Source organism: Cryptosporangium sp. NPDC048952 (assembly GCF_043197895.1).
Taxonomy (GTDB): domain Bacteria; phylum Actinomycetota; class Actinomycetes; order Mycobacteriales; family Cryptosporangiaceae; genus Cryptosporangium.
Genome location: NZ_JBICTY010000010.1, coordinates 62,546 through 78,169, shown reverse-complemented (window position 1 = coordinate 78,169; position 15,624 = coordinate 62,546). Strand labels below are relative to the sequence as shown.

General features: G+C 70.5%; 13 protein-coding genes. 7 read left to right on the top strand and 6 right to left on the bottom strand.

Features of this window, described 5'->3' with window-relative positions; all coding sequences use genetic code 11:
- Positions 1-91 precede the first annotated feature (91 nt).
- The 4 genes from ACGFY5_RS42080 to ACGFY5_RS42065 are packed head-to-tail and all read left to right on the top strand — an operon-like array spanning position 92 to position 5,664.
- Positions 92-3,436: a nitrate- and nitrite sensing domain-containing protein gene (locus ACGFY5_RS42080; protein ID WP_392730210.1), complete on the top strand. Its 3,345-nt coding sequence runs from the start codon at positions 92-94 to the stop codon at positions 3,434-3,436.
- Positions 3,433-3,855: a roadblock/LC7 domain-containing protein gene (locus tag ACGFY5_RS42075; RefSeq protein ID WP_392730208.1), complete on the top strand. Its 423-nt coding sequence runs from the start codon at positions 3,433-3,435 to the stop codon at positions 3,853-3,855. The genes ACGFY5_RS42080 and ACGFY5_RS42075 overlap by 4 nt, the downstream gene beginning before the upstream one ends.
- A gap of 7 nt (positions 3,856-3,862) precedes the next feature.
- Complete coding sequence (locus tag ACGFY5_RS42070; protein ID WP_392730399.1) at positions 3,863-4,468, top strand: ATP/GTP-binding protein; 606 nt, start codon at positions 3,863-3,865, stop codon at positions 4,466-4,468.
- 26 nt (positions 4,469-4,494) lie between these two features.
- A complete protein-coding gene (locus ACGFY5_RS42065; RefSeq protein WP_392730397.1) occupies positions 4,495-5,664 on the top strand; it encodes an ABC transporter substrate-binding protein in 1,170 nt (389 codons plus the stop codon).
- 665 nt (positions 5,665-6,329) lie between these two features.
- Here ACGFY5_RS42065 and ACGFY5_RS42060 read toward each other — a convergent pair.
- Together ACGFY5_RS42060 and ACGFY5_RS42055 are read right to left on the bottom strand one after the other, a co-directional pair.
- Positions 6,330-7,079: an ABC transporter permease gene (locus tag ACGFY5_RS42060; protein ID WP_392730207.1), complete on the bottom strand. Its 750-nt coding sequence runs from the start codon at positions 7,077-7,079 to the stop codon at positions 6,330-6,332.
- Complete coding sequence (locus ACGFY5_RS42055) at positions 7,072-7,770, bottom strand: ABC transporter ATP-binding protein (protein ID WP_392730205.1); 699 nt, start codon at positions 7,768-7,770, stop codon at positions 7,072-7,074. Before ACGFY5_RS42055 ends, ACGFY5_RS42060 begins: the two co-directional genes overlap by 8 nt.
- A gap of 131 nt (positions 7,771-7,901) precedes the next feature.
- On the opposite strand from ACGFY5_RS42055, the gene ACGFY5_RS42050 reads away from it, so the two are divergent.
- Both ACGFY5_RS42050 and ACGFY5_RS42045 read left to right on the top strand, forming a co-directional pair.
- Positions 7,902-9,254, top strand: coding sequence for a sensor histidine kinase (locus tag ACGFY5_RS42050; protein ID WP_392730203.1), 1,353 nt, complete (start codon positions 7,902-7,904; stop codon positions 9,252-9,254).
- Positions 9,251-9,907, top strand: coding sequence for a response regulator (locus ACGFY5_RS42045; RefSeq protein WP_392730200.1), 657 nt, complete (start codon positions 9,251-9,253; stop codon positions 9,905-9,907). The genes ACGFY5_RS42050 and ACGFY5_RS42045 overlap by 4 nt, the downstream gene beginning before the upstream one ends.
- A 169-nt stretch (positions 9,908-10,076) precedes the next feature.
- Here ACGFY5_RS42045 and ACGFY5_RS42040 read toward each other — a convergent pair whose 3' ends face one another.
- Positions 10,077-11,600: an FAD-dependent oxidoreductase gene (locus tag ACGFY5_RS42040; RefSeq protein ID WP_392730199.1), complete on the bottom strand. Its 1,524-nt coding sequence runs from the start codon at positions 11,598-11,600 to the stop codon at positions 10,077-10,079.
- Between the two features lie 18 nt (positions 11,601-11,618).
- Positions 11,619-11,696, bottom strand: a complete 78-nt coding sequence (locus tag ACGFY5_RS42035) for an SDR family oxidoreductase (RefSeq protein ID WP_392730394.1) — start codon at positions 11,694-11,696, stop codon at positions 11,619-11,621.
- A gap of 411 nt (positions 11,697-12,107) precedes the next feature.
- On the opposite strand from ACGFY5_RS42035, the gene ACGFY5_RS42030 reads away from it, so the two are divergent.
- A complete protein-coding gene (locus ACGFY5_RS42030) occupies positions 12,108-14,336 on the top strand; it encodes a protein kinase (RefSeq protein ID WP_392730197.1) in 2,229 nt (742 codons plus the stop codon).
- An 87-nt stretch (positions 14,337-14,423) separates the two neighbouring features.
- Here ACGFY5_RS42030 and ACGFY5_RS42025 read toward each other — a convergent pair whose 3' ends face one another.
- Positions 14,424-15,398, bottom strand: coding sequence for an NAD(P)-dependent alcohol dehydrogenase (locus tag ACGFY5_RS42025; protein WP_392730195.1), 975 nt, complete (start codon positions 15,396-15,398; stop codon positions 14,424-14,426).
- The gene (locus ACGFY5_RS42020; protein ID WP_392730193.1) at positions 15,395-15,619 is read right to left on the bottom strand and encodes a helix-turn-helix transcriptional regulator; all 225 of its coding nucleotides are present in this window, start codon (positions 15,617-15,619) and stop codon (positions 15,395-15,397) included. Before ACGFY5_RS42020 ends, ACGFY5_RS42025 begins: the two co-directional genes overlap by 4 nt.
- Positions 15,620-15,624: the final 5 nt, after the last annotated feature.

The window sequence follows — 15,624 nt, the reverse complement described above, 5'->3', positions numbered from 1 at the left end:
GGCGACATTAATTGCGTTCCGGCTTTCCTTTCGCCATTCCACTGTGGTGAAATTCCTCCGCGAAAGTGTTTCATCACAGGACGGAGGAGTCGTGTCCACGTCCCTTCTGGACCCCAGTCCGGTGCGGCCCGAGGAGGACTCGCCGGAGCGATTCCGAACGGTCGGCGCGCCGACCGACGAGAGAACCTCCACCGAGATCGGCGGCTCGGACCAACGCCCCCGCCTGCCAGGTAGCCGGTTCTTCGGGAACGCGTCGATCCGGACCAAGGTCATCTTGATCACCGTGGTCCCGCTGGTCGCGATGTTCGTGTTCTCCGGAGTGCTCGCGCGGTCGGTTCTCGACGAAGCGCAGGCCGCGAACCGCATCCAGGACTTCGCGCGGCTGGGCAACGAGTCGTCGTCGCTCGTCGACGTGCTGCAGACCGAGCGTTCGTCCGCGGCCGCGTACGTCACGAACCCCGGGCAGAGCGCCGACCATCCGACGCTGAAGAACTTCACCGAGCACGCCCGCACCACCGACGAGGACCTGCGTCTGTTCCTCGCTCAGTACGAGCAGCTCGACGACGACATCGCCGAGCCGATCAGCTCCGAATACGAGCAGGTGAAGCGCGGATTCAGCGCCCTGTCGCGCAACCGCGCCGCGGTCCTGTCGCAGGCCCGGCAGGGCAGCGGCGTGCGGGTCGGCGCCGCGGTGACCATCTACGGCCAGCTCATCACCAGCCTGCTGCAGATGAAGGAGCGGCTCGCTGCCGCGTCGGCCGGTGACGAGACGCTGTCCAACCAGCTCACCGCCGTCGCCGCATTCGCGAAGTACAAGGAAGCGGTCTGGCAGCAGCAGATCGTCGTCCGCACCGCGTTGGAGGACGGCCAGAGCCAGTTCACCAACGACACGTTCGGCGCGTTCCGCGCGGCGGTCTCGGACGAGAGCGCCTACCGCGCCCAGTTCGCGCTGAGCGGTACCCCGAAGCAGCAGGAGATCCGCAACAGCACGGTCACGCAGGAGCTGACCTACCAGCAGCTGCGGACCCGCGCGGCGAACGCCGGTCTCGGCAACAAGCTGTCGTTCACGCTGGACACCTGGCTCGAGACCAGCGACCGCGAGAACAAACTGCTCCGGTCGGTCGAGACGCAGATCAACGCGATCACCGTCGAAGCGGCAGGCGACTTCCGGTCCGACGCGATGCGCAAGGCGATCGGCGTGATTTCGGCCGCGCTGGCCGCACTGATCGTGGCGCTGCTCGTCTCGCTGGCCGTGGCCCGCTCGATGATCCGGCCGCTGGTGTCGCTGCGTTCCTCCGCACTGGAAGTCGCGTACCAGAGCCTGCCGGACGTCGTCCGCAAGCTGCAGGAAGCGGACTCCAAAACGGCGGAGCAGGCGTCCGCGGAGACCGTGGCCCGCACCCTCGAGGTGCGTTCCAGCGACGAGATCGGCCAGGTGGCGCAGGCGTTCAACGCCATCCACCTGGAGGCGGTCCGGGTTGCTTCCGAGCAGGCGCGGCTGCGGCAGAGCGTCTCGGCGATGTTCGTCAACCTCTCGCGTCGTTCGCAGCTGCTGGTCGACCGGCTGATCCGGTTGATCGACGGTCTGGAGCAGGGCGAGCGTGACCCGGACCGGCTGGCCGAGCTGTTCAAGCTCGACCACCTGGCCACCCGGATGCGGCGGAACGACGAGAACCTGCTGGTTCTCGGTGGCGCGGACTCCGGTCGTAGCTGGTCGAAGCCGGCCCCGCTGGTGGACGTGCTCCGTGCGGCCGCGGCCGAGGTGGAGCAGTACACGCGGGTCAAGCTCGGCACCGTGGACGACTCGGTGCAGATCGCGTCCGGTGCGGTGAACGACACCGTGCACCTGATCGCGGAGATCCTGGAGAACGCGACGTCGTTCTCCTCGCCGCGTACCGACGTGACGGTGGACGCGCGCCGCGAGGGCAACCAGGTCGTGGTCGAGGTGATCGACCAGGGCATCGGGATGTCGCGTCAGCAGCTCGCGGAGTTCAACGAGCGGCTCGCGAAGCCGCCGGTGTTCGACATCGCGGTCTCGCGGATGATGGGACTGTTCGTGGTCGGCCGGTTGGCGTCGCGTCACGGCGTCAAGGTCATGCTGCGGGACGCCACCGGTGGTGGCGTGCTGGTGATGATCACGTTGCCGTCCGGGGTGTTGCACGGAGCCCGGCCGAAGGAGCCGGATCTCGGGTTGCGTCCGGTGGAGCGGGTCGTGTCGGAGCGGGTGGACCGGCCGGAGCCGTTGTCGTACGTGCCGACCGGTGGGTTCGGTGGGCCGACTGCTTACCAGTACGACGAGCAGAGCGGGGCGCACTCGACGACGTTCCACGGGACGTCGGTGCCGACGCAGGCGCCTGTGCCCGCGCCCGCTGAGCAGCCGATTCCTCGGCGGCAGCCGGCGCCGGTGGTGCGGGCGGAGTCGTGGAACGGGTTCCAGACGGCCGCGGAGCGGCGGGCGTCGCACGCGGCACCAGACGCCGAGGTCGTCGAGACTCCGCCCTCGGCGACCTCGGCCCCGGCGACGTACGGCGCGTACGGGGCACGGTCGTACGGGACGAACGTGGTCGACGCGACGCCGGTCGAGCCGTTCGAGGCGAGCTGGGCCCAGCCCACGCAGCCCCTGCCGGTACGCCCCCTCCCGGAGCAGCCGCTCCCGACGCGGGCTTTGTCGGATCAGCCGCTCCCGACGCGCTCGCTGTCCGAGCAGCCGCTTCACCAGCGGTCCCTGCCGGAGCAGCCGCTTCCGGCGCGGCCGGTGGCGCAGCCGCCGGCGTTGCCGAGTCGGTCGGCGTTCGTGGATGGGCCGGCTCCGGCGTCGGCGTTGGCGCCGTTGCCGGTGCAGGCGTTGCCGGTGCAGCCTGCACCCGCGCCGCCGCAGCCGGTGGTGGCACCGGATCCGACGATCGAGATGCCGCTGCCGATCTTCGAGGCGACGGAGAACGACTGGTTCCGGGCACGGAACCTGCCGCGTGTCCCCGAGGCCGCCGGGGCGCAGCCGACACCCCCGGCCGCGCCCCCGGCTCCGCGGGTCCACGTCTCGATGAACGAGACGCCGCTGACCCATCACGCCAACGGCACGACCCTTGTCGCGCCCCCCGCGCCGGCCCCGGCCCGTCCCGCGGCACCTGCGGCGCCCGTCGCGCCGCCCGTGGCGTCGCAACCGAGTGAAAGCTGGAAGTCGGCGGCGGACGCCGGATGGCGTGCCGCGCAAGCGGCCGCCGAAAACCAGCCGACCAGCACGACGACGTCGGGACTCCCGAAGCGCGTCCCGATGGCGCACTACGTGCCCGGCAAGGTGGAGCGCTCCGAGGCTCCGCCCGCCACTCGCCGTTCACCCGAGGCGGTGCGAGGCGTTCTGTCCAGTTATCGCAGTGGTCTCGAGCAGGGCCGGCAGGCCGGCGGCCCCGCAGGGACCGGCTCCAAGGAGGAAATGTGAGCTCGCTGAGCCACGACGCGCAGAACCTCAACTGGCTGGTGGGCAACTTCGCCAACCGCGTTCCCGGCATCGCCCACGCCGTGGGCGTCTCGGCCGACGGCCTCTTGCTGGCCGTCTCCGACGCCTTACCGCGGGACCGAGCCGACCAACTCGCCGCTATCTCCTCGGGTCTGGTGAGCCTCACGCACGGTGCGGCGATGTGCTTCGAAGGCGGCGCCGTCAGCCAGACCGTCGTCGAGATGGACACCGGCTTCCTGCTCGTCATGTCGATCAGCGACGGTTCGTCGCTGGCCGTACTGGCGTCCCGCTCCTGCGACATCGGCCAGGTGGGCTACGAGATGGCGCTGCTCGTCGAGCGCGTCGGCCAGGTGCTGACCCCGGCGCTGCGGTCCGAGCTGCACACCGCGCTGGCGATGTGAGGGAGGGATCATCGTGGACATAACCAGCCCCCGTGCCACGTCCGCCAAGATCGTCGTCGCCGGCGGCTTCGGTGTCGGCAAGACCACAATGGTCGGCTCGGTGTCGGAGATCCGTCCGCTCACGACCGAAGCGATCATGACGATGGCGTCGGTCGACGTCGACGACATCTCGGCGGTGGCAGGCAAGAAGACCACCACTGTCGCGATGGACTTCGGTCGCATCACGATCGACCAGGAACTCATCCTTTACCTGTTCGGCACGCCCGGACAGAACCGCTTCTGGTTCATGTGGGACGAGCTCGTCCGGGGTGCGATCGGCGCGGTAGTGCTCGTCGATCCTCGCCGGCTCGCCGACTGCTTCTCCGCCGTCGACTTCTTCGAGCAGTGCGGCCTGCCGTACGTCGTCGGTGTGAACTGCTTCGACGGCGCGCAGCCGAACACGATCCGCGAGCTGCGCGAGGCTCTGACGATCCGGCCGGAGGTCCCGATCCTGACCTGCGACGCCCGCCGCCGGGAGTCCACTAAGCAGCTGCTCATCGCGCTCGTCGAGTACGTGCTACGGGCGCGCGGCAGCGCACCGCTGAGTGCGCGCACACCGGTTCCGCAGACGTGAGGGCCTTACGCGTGACGGCTGTCGCCATGGCTCTGGTGCTGGCCGCGGCCGCCTGCAACAGCCGCGACAAGCCGGACGACGCAGCTGCGGGCGGCGGCGAGTTCACCCCACCGAAGCTCCCGGCACTGGAGCAGGTCGGCGCGGGAGAGGGTGCGCTGAGCGTCCTGTCCTGGGCGGGCTACGCGGAGGACGGCTCGACCGATCCGACGATCGACTGGGTGACCCCGTTCGAGCAGGCGACCGGCTGCCAGGTGACGGTCAAGGTCTTCAACACGTCCGACGAAGCCGTGACGCTGATGAAGACCGGCAAGTACGACGTCATCTCGGCCTCCGGCGACGCGTCGCTGCGGCTGATCGCCGACGGTGACGTCGAGCCGGTGAACACCGACCTGGTGCCGAACTACAAGGACATTTACGGGTTCCTGAAGAAGCAGTCGTGGAACAGCGTGAAGGGCGTGCCCTACGGCATCCCGCACGGCTGGGGCGCGAACCTGCTGATGTACCACCAGGACAAGGTGAAGCCGGCGCCGACGTCGTGGGCCGCGGTCTTCGCACCGCCGCTCTCGGTGGTGGGCAAGGTGACCGCCTACGACTCGCCGATCTACATCGCGGACGCCGCGCTGTACCTGATGAGGCACCAGCCCGACCTCGGCATCAAGAACCCGTACGCGCTGGACGACACGCAGTTCGCCGCCGCGATCGCGCTGCTCGAACAGCAGAAGTCCAGCGTGAGCGAGTACTGGAGCGACTACTCCGAGGAGGTCGCGGCGTTCAAGGCGGGTGACGCGATCGTCGGCACGGCCTGGCAGGTGATCGCGAACCTCACCGAGGCCGAAGGCACGAACATCAAGGCCGTGCTGCCGTCCGAGGGGGCGACGGGCTGGTCGGACACCTGGATGGTCGGGTCGAAGTCGCCGCACAAGAACTGCGCGTACAAGTGGTTCGACCACATCGTCAGCCCGCAGGTGAACGCGCAGGTCGCGGAGTACTTCGGGGAGTCGCCCGGCAACTCGAAGTCCTGCGCGTACACGACCGATCAGAACCACTGCAAGACCTTCCACGCGGGCGACGCTTCGTACGCGCGGAAGATCTGGTACTGGACGACGCCGATCTCCTCGTGCCTCGACGGCCGGACGAACGTCAGGTGCAAGGACTACGAGGACTGGGCTCAGGCCTGGACCACGATCAAGGGCTGATCGACGATGGTTCGTTCCGCGCGCGACGCCGAAACCGTGGTGCTGGCACCGGTGCCCGGGCCAGCACCCGCCCCCGGATCCGCACCTACCCCCGGGGTGCGGCCCGGGGCCGGTGACGACCCGACCGTCCTGCAGCAGGTGCTGCCGACGGCCGGGCGTCACCGGCGTGGCGACGCGGGCACGAACCAGGAGCAGGCGATCTTCCTGGACCGCAGCGGACGTCGTAAGCGGCGGGTCACCTGGGCGCTGGCGCTCGCGGCGGTCGGTGGCCTGATCTACACCGTGATCTTGGTCGCCAGCATGCTCGGCGGCGTCGGCACGGACTCGGCGCTTCCCGTACCGGGAGAGTCGGCGGCACCCTCCAATCGCTCGCCGTCGGCTCTCCCCTCTCCGTCGCCGAGCCGGTCGCGATCCGTCTCTCCGGCTCCGCGCGGGCCGGCGCCGGAGGTGCAGGCTCCGGTTCGCCGGTCCGCGCGGCCGTCACGTTCGCCTTCATCGTCTTCGGCGCCCCCCCTCGGTGGCGCCCCCCTCGGTGGCTCCGACCACCGAGGATCCGGGCTCGTTCTGGTCGAGCCTGTTCCCCAGCCCCCGGGAGTGACGGCCCCGGGTCATGAGGCGTGCACGTTTTGGTGACGTGGAGCCCACCAAAGCGTGCACGCCTCTACTTACGCGTCGCGGTTTTTCAATGTGAGGGCGCCGGCGGTCAGGGCCAGTAGCGGGTAGGCGATCAACGCGCAGGCGGCCCACAGCGGGTGGTCGCCGGTCAACTGGCTCGGGAGGGACGACGGCAGTACGCCGAAGATCCGCTCGTCCCACGGGTCGGGCAGGTAGACGGCCACGACCGGAGCCACGAACAGCAGCCCCGCGATCGCCATCACCGCGCCGGCCGACGACCGCAGCGCCGCGCCCAGCCCTACGCCGACGAGGGCCGCGGCGATCCCGACCGCAACGTTCGCGGCACCCGAGGCCACCGCGTCGCCGACGGAGGTCCACGGCTCGATCGGTGCCGGCCGGTCACCGGCGACCTGCAGCGTCAGCAGCGTCGACGCCACGGTGACGGCGACCGCTGCCGTCGTCGCCAGCCCGGCGACGACGAGCGCCTTCGCGCCCAGCAGTCGCAGCCGGTTCGGCACCGCGGTCAGCGTCGTCGTGATCAAGCCGGTGCGGTATTCGCCGGTGACCGCCAGCGCGCCGAGGATTCCGAGCACCAACTGCATCAGCGGCCCGACGATCACGGTCATGTCGGCGCTCTCGAACCGCGCCTGGTCGGCGGCGGAGGCGGCGTCCCAGGCCGAGACCATCAGCGTGCCGGCTCCCCAGGTGCCGGCGAGCACCAGCACCAGCGAGCCCAGCAGCCACGACGTGGAGCGGACCGAGCGCACCACGAGCCACTGCGCGGCGACGACGTCAGACATGGGTTGCTCCCTCGGTGAGTCGTATGTAGGCCTCTTCCAGCGACGGGCCGAGCGCGTGGATCGCCTCCTCGGCCAGCAGCCGGCCGTGCCCGATGATGACGACGCGGTCGGCGGTGCGGGCCATCTCCGACATGAGGTGGCTGGAGATCAGCACGGCTTTGTTCTGCTCGGCCAGGCGCGCCGTCAGGGCGCGGAACCAGCGGATGCCCTCGGGGTCGAGGCCGTTGAGCGGCTCGTCGAAGAGCAGTGCCTCGGGGTCGCCGAGGAGCGCGGCGCCGATCGCGAGCCGCTGTTTCATGCCGAGCGAGAGGGCGCGGATCCTGCGCTGGGCCATTCCTTCCAACCCCACCTCGTCGAGGACCTCGTCGACGCGGTTCGGCGCGATGCCGTTGCTGCGTGCGAGTGCGAGCAGGTGGGTTCGGGCGGGGAGGCCGTCGTTCGCGGCTTGCGCGTCGAGCGCTGCGCCCACCACTCGTAGCGGGTGCCGGTAGGAGGAGTACGGGCGGTCGTGGACGAGCGCGCGCCCCGACGTCGGCCGGTCCAGGCCGAGGATCGCGCGGAGGGTCGTCGACTTGCCGGCGCCGTTCGCGCCGAGGAAGCCGGTCACCTGCCCCGTGGGCACGGTGAACGAGAGGCGGTCGACGGCGAGCGTGGCGCCGTACCGCTTCGTGAGTGCGTCGATGCGGATCATGACGTCCACGGTGGAGCTTTTCGGGGTTTCCGGGATCGGACCGCGGTCGGGACGTGGCGGTCGGCATCCGACCTGGGGATGACGTGCCGCGGTCGGATGTTTTCGTCGGGGGTGGCGGTTACGGTCGGCCGGTGACTTCGGCGTTGCGCAGAGCGGTGCGCTCTCCACGGGTGAACGACGCGGTGCTCGGCGCCGTCGACGTCGCCGTTGCGGTGTTCTACGTCGTTCTGTACATCGCCTTCGGCACGTTCGATCCGGCCGACTTCCCGCCGGAGCAGGTGCACTTCGGTGGCCCCACGTGGTTGGCCGTACTGGTCGCGGTCCTGATCGGCGCTCCGGTCGCGGTGCGTCGCCGGTGGCCCGAGGTGGCCTGGGTGGTCACGACGGTCGGCCTGGTCGCGGCCACGCTGCTCAACATCACGCTCGAGCCGTGGTTCCCGGCGGCGTTCGTGCTGTACATCATCGCGTTGCGGGCTACGTGGCGGGTCGCGGTCGGGGCGCTCGTGGCGACGTTGGTGCTCAGCCTGGTCACGTTGACGGTGGCCGGTGCCGAGGGCGGCGACCTGGCGTCGTCGGTCGGGGTGATGACGTACGTGTGGTTCGTCAACGGTGCGTTCTGGGTCGCCGGGGTGATCATGCGGGAGCGCCGGGCGGCAGCTGCGGAGTCCCGGCGGCGGGATGCGGAGCAGGCGCTCGCCGAGGAGCGGTTGCAGATCGCCCGTGAGCTGCACGACGTGGTCGCGCATAGCATGAGTCTCATCGCCGTGCAGGCCGGGGTGGCGAATCACGTCGTCACGCAGCGGCCGGAGGCGGCGCGGGATGCTCTCCGGGTGATCGAGTCGACGAGCCGTGGGGCGCTCACCGACATCCGTCGGTTGCTCGGCGTCTTGCGCACGCCTGACGCGGAGTTCGCCCCGACGCCCGGGTTCGAGTCGCTGCCCGCGCTCGTCGAGCAGTCCGTCGCCGGTGGGGTTCGCGTCTCGTCCGACGTGCGGGTGGATCCACGTTCCTATTCGGACGCCCTGCAGCTGGCTGCTTATCGCGTGGTGCAGGAGGGGCTGACGAACGTGGTCAAGCACGCGGGGCCCACCGCGTGCCGGGTCGAGCTGTCGGAAGCCGGGGGTGTGCTCCGCATCCTCGTCGAGGACGAGGGCCCCACCTCGCCGCAGCCCCCACCCGATCCCGGCGGCCACGGCCTCATCGGCCTCAACGAACGAGTAGCCCTCTTCGGCGGCACCCTGGAGGCGGCGCCCCGCCTCACCCACCCCGGCTTCCGCCTGGAGGCAACGCTCCCGCCCACCAGCACCGCGCCTGCGCCCTGGGCGTCCGAGCCCGCGCCTGCGGCGCCTGCGCCTGCGCCTGCGGCTTCTGCGCCTGCGCCTGCGCCCGCGCCTGCGGCGCCTGCGCCTGCGGCTTCTGCGCCTGCGCCTGCGGCGCCCGCGGCTTCCGCGCCCGCGCCCTTGGGGGAGGGGGAGGACGGGTGAGTGTTCGGGTGCTCGTGGTGGATGACCAGGCTTTGGTTCGGGGGAGTTTTCGGTTGTTGGTGGAGACCGCGGAGGGGCTGACGGTCGTGGGGGAGGCGGGGGACGGGCGGCAGGCAGTGGAGCTCGCCGTGCAGCTGCGGCCCGACGTCGTGCTGATGGACGTGCGGATGCCGGAGCTCGACGGCGTCGCAGCGACCCGGCGCATCTGCGAACGCGTCCCGGGCGTCCACGTGCTCATCCTGACGACCTTCGACGACGACGAATATGTCTACGGCGCACTCCGCGCCGGAGCCAGCGGCTTCCTGCTCAAGGACGCACCCCCGGCCGACCTGCTCGCCGCGATCCGCGTCGTCGCAGCCGGCGACGCGCTCCTCGCCCCGACGATCACCCGGCGCATGATCGCCCGCTTCACCGAGACCGAGCGCCCGCTCCCCGCCCCCGCCCTCAACGGCGTCACCCCGAGGGAGCGCGAGGTGCTGCTCCTCGTCGCCCGCGGCCTCTCGAACACCGAGATCGCCGACCGCCTGCACCTGAGCGCCGCCACCGTGAAAACCCACATCGGCCGCCTGCTCGACAAACTCGCCGCCCGCGACCGGGCCCAACTAGTGATCGCCGCCTACGAGAGCGGCCTGGTGACCGCCCAGAACACCTAGCGCGGTGGGTCGCCGCGCCAACGGCAGGGGGCCGGTGGCAGGGGGCTGCTGCGCGGATTGACAGGAAGCTGCTCGTCGACGGGCGGGATGCTCGACGATTTCCTGGCAGTCCGCGCGCTGGGGCCGCGTCGCTCGCGCTGGTGGCGCGACCGCGGTGCCCCCCGGGTGGTCAGGCTCGGAGCAGGGACTGGGGGAAGCTGAACACGCCGTCGGGGTCGAAGTGGCGGACGGTCGTGCGCAGACGCGGCAGGTTGGCGCCGTAGTAGGCGCTGGCCCAGTCGGTCTGCTGCGGATCGAGATAGTTGACGTACGCGCCACTGCCCACCAGCGGCCGCAACGTCGACTGCACGCTGTTGATCGCCGCCTGGCTGTTGGCCCGCCCGCTGTAGATCTGCACGGTGGCGTGCGCCTTCCGGTGCACGAACGCGGTGTCACCGGGCGCCAACGACCCCACCTTGCCCCCGAGCGAGTCGAACAGCAGCACCATCCCGGACTGCCGCCCGACGAGTTGGACGACGGAGTTGGCTGTCGACGCGTCGATCTGCCTCCCCACGACCCTCGACGCCGCGCGGAACGTCTCCCGGCCCAGGACGCCTCCCGCGGACACCGGCCGGCACTGCGCCGCGGTCTTGCTCAGGCACCCACCGAACGACTTCATCGCGTCGAGAAAGCTGTAGGTGTGCGTGGTGCGCGACGTCGGAGCCGCACGGACCTCGGAGATCAGCGCGTTCAGCTGGGTGGAGAGCCCGGCGACCGCCCCGGTCCAGGTGCCGGTGACCCGGTTGGTCGGCGTACCCGCTGCGGTGATGGCGCAGAGTGACGTCAACCGCTCGGGGGCGGTGGCCATCCACGCCGCCCACGCCGCCAGCACGCGGACGCTGGACGCGGCCGGGAACCGCAGCGTGAAGATCGTGACGCTCGGCGCGGGAACGGTGCTGAACGTGAAGTCGGTGACGATGCCGCTGTTGCCGCCCCCACCGCCGCGCAGTGACCAGAACAGGTCCGCGTCGTGGTTCGCGTCGACCGTGCGGACCTCGCCGTCGGCCGTGACGATCGTCGCCGCGCGCATGTGGTCGCAGGTGAGACCGAACGGCCGGGCGACGACGCCCAACCCGCCGCCGAGCGTGCTGCCGCCGACGCCGACAGTGGGGCACGAACCGGCGGGCAGCGCCCGGCCCCGGGCCGCCAGCGCGGTGTACACGTCCATCAGCCGGGCTCCGGCGCCGACGACCGCCGTGCCGTCGTCGGCCACCGTGATCTTGTTGAACGCGCCGAGATCGACGACGACACCACGGTCGGGCGTCGAATAACCCGGGTAGCTGTGGCCGCCGGAGCGGGCGGCGAGCGGCACCCCACGGCCACCGGCCCGCTTCACGCAGGTGCGCACGTCGTCGACGTTCGCCACCTTCGCGATCGCTGCCGGCTTCCTGGTGCCGAGGGCGACGTTGAACGGCTGGGCGGCGGTGGCGTACCCGGCGTCGCCCGGGATGAGCAGTTGGCCTTTCAGTGCTTTTCGCAGGCCGGGGAGGTCGAGGGCGGCCGGGGACGGGCTCGCGGTGCTGGCGGCCGGTGCCGCACCGGCTGGAGCGCCGCTGGCCGTCGCAGCGGTGTGCACCGAGGTTCGCTCGGTGCAGGCGGCTACGGCGGCCAGGCCGCCCAGCGCGAGGAATCCGCGTCGCGATACGGGCTTCACGACTCGACCGTACTCACCTCAGCGAGCGATGAAGCCGCCGTCCACATAGACCTTTGCGCCGGTGATGAACGCGGCTTCGTCGCTCGCGAGGAACACGATCGCGGCCGCGACCTCCTCGGCTTGCCGAGGCGCCCCACCGGGGTGACAGCAACCAGGCCGGCCTGGTCGGTCTCGCCCAGGATCGGCGTGTCAGACAGCCTCGTCACGATTCCCGGTCGAGCCGATCCCCATGGGGCTGAGGCCGTTGTGCATGCCCTGATCGGGTATGTCGTATATCGCATCGGTTTTATCCAAGATGAGGTCAACGACGCTGATTTGAACGTGCTAGTTCAACGGCTGAATCACGGTCCGTAATAGTACTGACGCGTAGCCGAGCAATAACTCGGTGAAGTGTTGTAACGCACCTCCCGGGAACGCGAATTCTCCTGAAAGCGCTCACCGGATGGTGTTTCATCGAGAGATCAAGTAGTTGAAGTAGATACCGTTCGACGTGATGGGAACCATCGAATGCTTTTCGACCGGGCCCAGCTCACGGCCGCGCTACCCCAGTACGAAGTGGGAGCCGAGCTGGGTCGCGGGGGCTTCGGGCTGGTCATCGAGGGCCGACATCGGCGTCTCGGACGACCGGTCGCAATCAAAATTCTGACGATTTCCGGACCGGATGTCGAACGGCGATTTCTTGCCGAAGCGCAAGTGATGGCCGTATTCGACCACCCGCATGTCGTGCGCGTGCACGACTACGCGGAAAGTGACGGTCTCTGTCTGATAGTCATGGAACACCTTCCGGGCGGCACACTCACCCAGCGGATCGCGGAAGGCTTACGGCCGGAAACCGCGTGCGCGATCGGTCTCGCGATCGCCGACGCACTGCACGCAGCTCATCAGCGCGGCATCGTGCATCGCGACATCAAGCCGGACAACGTCCTGTTCGCGGGGGATGGGGCAGTCAAGGTCACGGATTTCGGGATCGCGAAGCTGTTCGAGGGCTCGTCGATCACGACTGGGACGCTGGTCGGGACACCGGCCTACGCGGCGCCGGAGCAGATCGTCGGGTCGCGGGTCGGGCCCGCGACCGACGTGTACGCCGTCGGCGGGCTGGTCTACCACATGCTCACCGGCCGGACGCCGTTCTCGCTGGACCTACCGTTCTCGGCGATGCTGCACCACCACCTGAACATGCGGCCCGAACTGCCGGCCGGGATGCCGCCGCAGATCGCAGCGGTTGTGGGTCAGGCGCTGGAGAAGGAACCGTCGGCGCGGCCGGAGTCCGCCAAGGCGTTCGCGTTGGCGCTCGCTACTGCGGCGGTGGCTGATTTCGGTTCGAGCTGGTCCGCTCATGCGGACACGCCACTGCGGGTGGACGACGACGTCCGCGCGGTGATGGTGATGACTACGCGTGGGGCGCAGGCCCAGTTGGCTACTCGGGTTCGGTCGGTGCCTCGGCGGTCCCAGGGAGACGCGGCGTCGTTGCAGTTGCGGACGCCGCCGCCCGGGCATCTCGCGGTGCCGGAGGCTTACGAGGGGAACACGCCCAATCCGTTGTCGTCGTTCGGGCACGGGGTGCCGCCCGGGGGGTTGACCACGCCGGGATTCGGGGGTCCCGGGGACTCGTCGTTTTCTGCTGATGGGTTGCTCGGGACGCCGTCGCCGGGTGCGCCGGTCGCGCCGCCGGTTACGCCGCCGCCCGGGCGGTCGGGGCGGCATTCGGCGGAGCCGGGAAGTGGGTCGGTTTCCGGGTCGACGCCGGTTGCCGGATCGATTTCCGGTGCGCCGTCGATCTCCGGGTTCTCCGCGCCACCCGTGTCGGTTCCGCCGGTCGGTGGGCCGCCGGTCGGGGGTCCGCCCGTGGGTGCTCCGCCCGTCGGGGGTCCTCCCGGCGGTGGCGCGCCCGTGCGAGCGCCCTTGGTCGGCGGTTCGCGCGGGGGTAACCCACCGGTGGGAGGGCCTCCTGGCCGCGGGGCGGCCGGGGCCCATTCGGTTTCCGGGTCGCATCCGGTGGTGGGGGCGCAGCCGCCGGGGGTGCGTTCGCCGTCGGGGGCCTATCCCGTGTACGACGAGCCGTCCGCGCCGCTCTACCCGTCCTACGACGATCGAGCGAGCGCTGGGCTCGACCTCCGCCCCGTCGCCGGCGCCACCCCCGGCAGCCCACCGGCTACCGGCATGCCCGCCGCATCGGCCTTCGGCGGCACGCCTCCCGAGTCGGCCCCGCCGTTCGGCGGCGCAGCCCCGGGCTCGCCGTTCGGCGGTGCGGCCCCCGGTTCGCCCTCGTCGTTCGGCGGCGCACCTGCCGGTTCGGCTTCGTCGTTCGGCGGCGCACCTGCCGGTTCGGCTTCGTCGTTCGGCGGGGAAGCCCCGAGTTCGGGTTCGCCTTTCGGGGGCGCGCACGGTTCGGGTTCGTCGTTCGGGGATGACGCCCCTGGTTCGGGATCGTCATATGGCGCGGCCTCTGGTGCGAGATCGCCGTACGGGGCGGAGCCCGGGGCCGGTTCGTCGCAGGGGAGCGGGGCGGGGCGGGATTCCGGCGCCCAGTCGGATGGGCCTCGGCGGGGGCGGGCCGAGCGGCGGAAGGCCCTGCGGTCGCAGCCGCGGGTCTCTCGCTCGCAGGCGCACCCCGACGACGTCACCGAGGACGAAGGCGTCCCGCGCCGAGTCCTGATCATCCTCGCCGTCGTGGTGCTCGTCGTGGCCGCGATCAGCATCGGCCTCGGCGCCGCCCTCGGCTCGCTCACAAAATAGGACTCCCTCGCCGCACAGGGCCCTCACCGCACAGGGCCCTCGCCGCACAGGGCCCTCGCCGTACAGGGCCCTCCGCGCATAGGGCGCTTATGAAATAGCTAGTACCAGCTTGCCTGCTGGGTGGCCCCCGGCGAGGTCTCGCATGCAGTCCGGCGCCTCGACGAGCGAGTACGTCCGCGTGATCGCGGGCGTCAGCTCGCCGGCGGCGATCATCCGGCCGAGCTCGACCAGATCCTCCCCACCCTCCTTACCGATCACACTGCGAACCCGGCGCCGCACGAACACCCCGGCCAGCGGCCGCAACATCTGCCACTGGAAGCCCTGCGTGAGCCGCCCGGGGTGGTCCTCCCCACCCACCGACACCAGCGCACCACCAGGCTTCAGCGCCCTGCGCAGCAACGACAGCGGCCGGTTCCCCGCACAGTCGACGATCACGTCGTATCGCTGCCCGCGCGCGTCCACCTCCTCCTCGGCGTAGTCGACGACGTCCTCCGCGCCGAGCGAGGTCACCAGCTCGCGCTTCGACGCGCTGCACACCGCGGTGACGCTCGCCCCCCGCTGCGCGGCGAGCGAAACCACGAACGACCCCACGCCGCCCCCGGCGCCGATCACCATCATCCGCTGCCCGGAGCGCACGTCACCGACGCGGACCGCCTGCAACGCGGAGGTGCCCGAGCACCCGAGGCTCGCGCCCTGCTCGAAGGAGACCGCGGAGGGCAGTGGAGCGATCAGCCGTTCGGGCGCCACCGTGTACTCGGCCCAGCTCCCGGCGTTCGTGGTGCCGAACACCTCGTCACCGGGCCCGTACTTCGTCACCCGGGACCCCACGGCGGTCACGACGCCGGCGAACGCGCGCCCCAACACCTGGACCTTCGGCGCCCGTAAGCCGATGACCGGCCGCATGACCAGCGGAAGTCCGGTCATCATGTGCCACACGCCGCGGTCGTTGCTGGCAGCCCGGACCTGGACGAGAACCTGGTCGTCAGCCGGGGTGGGCAACTCGATGTCGCGAACTTGCAGCACGTCGGCGGAACCGTAGGCGGAGCGGGTGCACGCTTTCATGGCGCTTCCTCCGGATAGTGGAAAACGTCGTCGAGGGGAACCGAGAACACACGGGCGATGCGGAAGGCCATTTCGAGGGACGGCGAGTAGCGGCCCTGCTCGATGGCGATGACGGTCTGACGGGTCACGCCGATGCGCATCGCCAGGTCAGCCTGGGTCATCTCGCTGTTCGCGAAACGCAGGGCGCGGATCGAGTTCGTGACCCGGGTCGGCTTCACCATTCGGG

Excerpts from the sequence above, each read along its gene's own strand:
- ACGFY5_RS42030 (WP_392730197.1), top strand. The coding sequence starts at position 12,108 with ATGCTTTTCGACCGGGCCCAGCTCACGGCCGCGCTACCCCAGTACGAA.
- ACGFY5_RS42065 (WP_392730397.1), top strand. The coding sequence starts at position 4,495 with ATGGCTCTGGTGCTGGCCGCGGCCGCCTGCAACAGCCGCGACAAGCCG.
- ACGFY5_RS42020 (WP_392730193.1), bottom strand. The coding sequence starts at position 15,619 with ATGGTGAAGCCGACCCGGGTCACGAACTCGATCCGCGCCCTGCGTTTC.
- ACGFY5_RS42025 (WP_392730195.1), bottom strand. The coding sequence starts at position 15,398 with ATGAAAGCGTGCACCCGCTCCGCCTACGGTTCCGCCGACGTGCTGCAA.
- ACGFY5_RS42060 (WP_392730207.1), bottom strand. The coding sequence starts at position 7,079 with ATGTCTGACGTCGTCGCCGCGCAGTGGCTCGTGGTGCGCTCGGTCCGC.
- ACGFY5_RS42055 (WP_392730205.1), bottom strand. The coding sequence starts at position 7,770 with ATGATCCGCATCGACGCACTCACGAAGCGGTACGGCGCCACGCTCGCC.